Here is a 3,574-nt window from a genome sequence, read left to right as displayed (position 1 = left end):
GCCAGCCGATAGGGGATAGATGCAGGTTGATATCGGCTCTGCTGAGTTGGCGTTGCTGTAAATTCATTTGCAGATCGCCACAACGCAATAATTGTGTCTGACCACTGCGTCTGCGTGATAATGCCTGAATACGCATTACCAGCTCTTTTAGTTCAAACGGTTTAACCAGATAATCGTCGGTACCGGCGGCAAAACCTGCCTGTTTATCAATAAGCTGATCGCGGGCAGTGAGCATTAAAACGGGGATATCTGAACCTTCACTACGCAGACGCTCACACACTGTCAAACCATCAATACGTGGCAGATTCAGATCCAGCAACAGCACATCATAATAATTCTGTTCTAATAAATTCAGACCTGCAGCGCCATTACTGGCATGATCGCAGCTGATGGTCTCCAGTTGCAGATAATCCATCACGGTTTGCGCCAGATCGAGATCATCTTCAATAAGTAATACACTAATCATGATGCCGGTCCTTGTTCTGTTGCGGGTAATACCACTTTGCTACCACGATGAAAATATTGCGCCACATCATGCTGAATCATCAATAACAACGGAATCAATATCAAGGTAATCACGGTGGCGAACATAATGCCATAGGCCAATGATACCGCCGCTGGAATAAGGAACTGTGCCTGCCTGGACGTTTCGCCTAATAATGGCATCAGTCCGGCAAAGGTGGTGAAAGAGGTCAGTAATACCGCTCTCAAACGATCTCTGGCCGATAACATAATGGCCTGACGTATATCGGTATATTCCTGTTTTAAATCATTAAATCTTGAGACCAATAACAGACTGTCATTCACCACAACACCACTCAGAGCGATAATACCGTTGAGCGATAATATTCCCAATGACAGATCATTCATCCAGTGCCCGAGTAAAGCGCCGACAATACCAAACGGTATAGCGGTCATGATTAAAAGCGGTTGAATATAGGATTTCAATGGTATAGCCAACAGCATATAAATGCCCAGCATGGCCAGTAAAAACAAATTTAACATTGAAGATTGTGTTTCTTCCTGTTCCGCCGCTTCACCGGCAAAATAGATGGTCAGACCTGGATATTTGGCTTCCAGCTGGGGTACAACATCCCGTTTTAACTGAGCAACAAATTCGGTGATGGAGAGTAAATCCTTATCTACATCAGCGGATAGATAGATGGCTCGCTTGGCATCAATCCGGGTAATGCTGTCACGGGTAAAGCCATAACTGACATCAGCCACACTGGATAACGGAATAACCGTGCCATCCTCCAGTCTGACTCTGGATTTCAACACATCAGCGGGGTTTTGTCGGTCTGCTTCCGGGTAACGGACTTTGACTTCAATTTCATCGCTGTTTCGCTGGTAACGCTGCACGACCTGTCCGCTAAAGCCCTGCAGGATCTGTCTGGCAAGTTCATCGGTACTGAGACCCAATGCACGGCCCTGCTGATTGAGTTTAAGTTGTAACTGAGGTTGACCGGGTTGCAGATTATCTTCCAAACCAATAATACCCGGCATTGGTTCCAGTAATTTATACAATTCTGCGCCTGCCAGCGTCAGAACATCATCATCGTTGGAACGTAACTCCACCCGCAATGCATCATCTGCCTGGCGGCCACTCTGGATCCGTAAACTGCGTACAGCTTCCGGCATTCCAACCCGCTTTTCCCATTCTCTGCGAAACTCAACCAAATCATAAGGTGAATTTTCGGCCAACTCTACCGTGACGCCACCACTGTGATCCGCCTGGGATATCAGTTGCAGATTGGCTATACCGGTAGTGTTTGCATCCTTATCAGCTTGCAGAGCCTTATCGGTTTCATAGGCTGTGCGTTCCATCATCAGCAGGGTTTCGTGGGTGCGACCAAAGCTGACATCTTTATGCATGGCAATGCTGGCCCGTACTGTATCGCCCGGAATGGATGGAAAGAAACTCATTCGGATATTGCCATTAAACGGCATTGAAAACACGATGATAAATATCATCATGAAGACCATTATTACGCCATAGCGAAACCGCAAACCAAACTCAATGGCCGGTTGATAGATTTTTTCAGCAAACCACTGTAGACCGCCATCAGCCCCTTGCTGAACTTTTCGCCATCCAGTGGCCAGTATGTTTTGTGAAGGTTTTTTATGAGTGTTTAAATGCGCCAGATGCGCGGGTAGAATTAATTTCGACTCAACCAACGACATCATCAGGGCAATGGCAACTACCGCTGCAAACTGCGAATAGAGTTCGCCGAGCCGACCTTCAATTTGTGATAATGCAAAAAAAGCCACCACCGTGGTAAAAACGCCAAACATTGTGGGTACGGCAACTCTCATCGTACCTTTAATGGTATTACGTAACGTGTCACCTTCCCGGGATCGAACGCTATAAATACTTTCACCGACCACCACCGCATCATCGACAATAATGCCCAGAGCCATCAAAAAGCCGAAAGTGGTAAAGGAGTTGAGCGATAAACCGGCATAAGAGTCGCCCATAAAAAATAAGGTGCCGAGAAATACAAATGGCAGTCCCATTGCTACCCAGAAGGCGACAGTCAGGTTTAAAAATACTGCAAGCAACACAAACACCAGCACGATGCCGGTCAGTGCATTTTTAATCAATAAACTCAGACGATCCATAATGCTGGTACTTCGGTCATACCAGGTGGCCAGTTCGACCTGAGCCGGCAATTTATTACTGTTTTGCCAGACTTCCACCACATCATAGGCATCGGCTACAGAGTCGGCGATATCATCCAGTCCGGTGGTCACCACCTGAACCCCGATACTTTCTTTAGCCTGAAATCTCGACAATATGGAGGTATCATCATCAAAGCTATCAAGAATATCGGCTACATCACCTAGCAGGATTTGCTGTCCGTTATCGCCGGTCAGTAACGGGATATTGGCAAAATCCTCCTTTAAATACGCCTGTTCGGAAGCATTAAGCTGCAGATAAATACTTTCATTACGTAATACCGCTGTTAGTGGGGTGGACGAATTGGTGTTAATCGCATTTTCAACATCCGTTAATGACAGACCGTAGGATTGCAAACGGCCATCATCAATTTCGATCATCATCATCGGATCCAGCCAACCGGAGATGGTCACCCGGTTGATGGTTGACTTGGTGAGTAGATCGGCTTTAAGAGATTCGGCAAGTTGCTGCAGGGTATGGCGATCGGTATCACCGTAGAGTTGCAGCCAGATAGCATGTTCTTCACGTTCAGCTTTGCTGATAACAGGATTTTTAGCCTCTGTCGGAAAGGTCGATATGGCATCCACCTGCGCTTTTACATCACGCATCAGGATGTCGAGATCATAACCACTCTGCATTTCCACCGTGACGGTGACCCCACTGCGAGTCGACTCACTGGTAATGGTTTTAATCCCGATGATGCCTTCCAGCTGCTCTTCAATTTTGATTGCCAGACCTTCCTCGGACAGTTTCGCCGAACCGCTGTCGTAGGAAATAGAAATAGTCAGGCTGTCCGGTTCGCTGCTGGGAAAAGCCTCCTTACGCAGATCACCCACCGACATTAAGCCGAGGATAATCACCACTAACATTAATAAATTGGCGGCGACCGGATTG

2 protein-coding genes are annotated in these 3,574 nt (G+C 46.9%); both read right to left on the bottom strand.

Going from position 1 to position 3,574, the window contains the following annotated elements; all coding sequences use genetic code 11:
• Positions 1-466 (bottom strand): response regulator transcription factor (locus tag B3182_RS07520; protein ID WP_292752187.1); only part of this gene is annotated, 466 nt, incomplete at its 3' end.
• Positions 463-3,574 (bottom strand): efflux RND transporter permease subunit (locus tag B3182_RS07515; RefSeq protein WP_292752185.1); only part of this gene is annotated, 3,112 nt, incomplete at its 5' end. The genes B3182_RS07515 and B3182_RS07520, both read right to left, overlap by 4 nt.

The sequence above is a fragment of the Methylophaga sp. UBA4204 genome (assembly GCF_002379485.1).
Taxonomy (GTDB): Bacteria; Pseudomonadota; Gammaproteobacteria; order Nitrosococcales; family Methylophagaceae; genus Methylophaga.
Note: the sequence above shows the minus strand (reverse complement) of the source record. Positions and strands in the feature narration are given on the sequence as shown.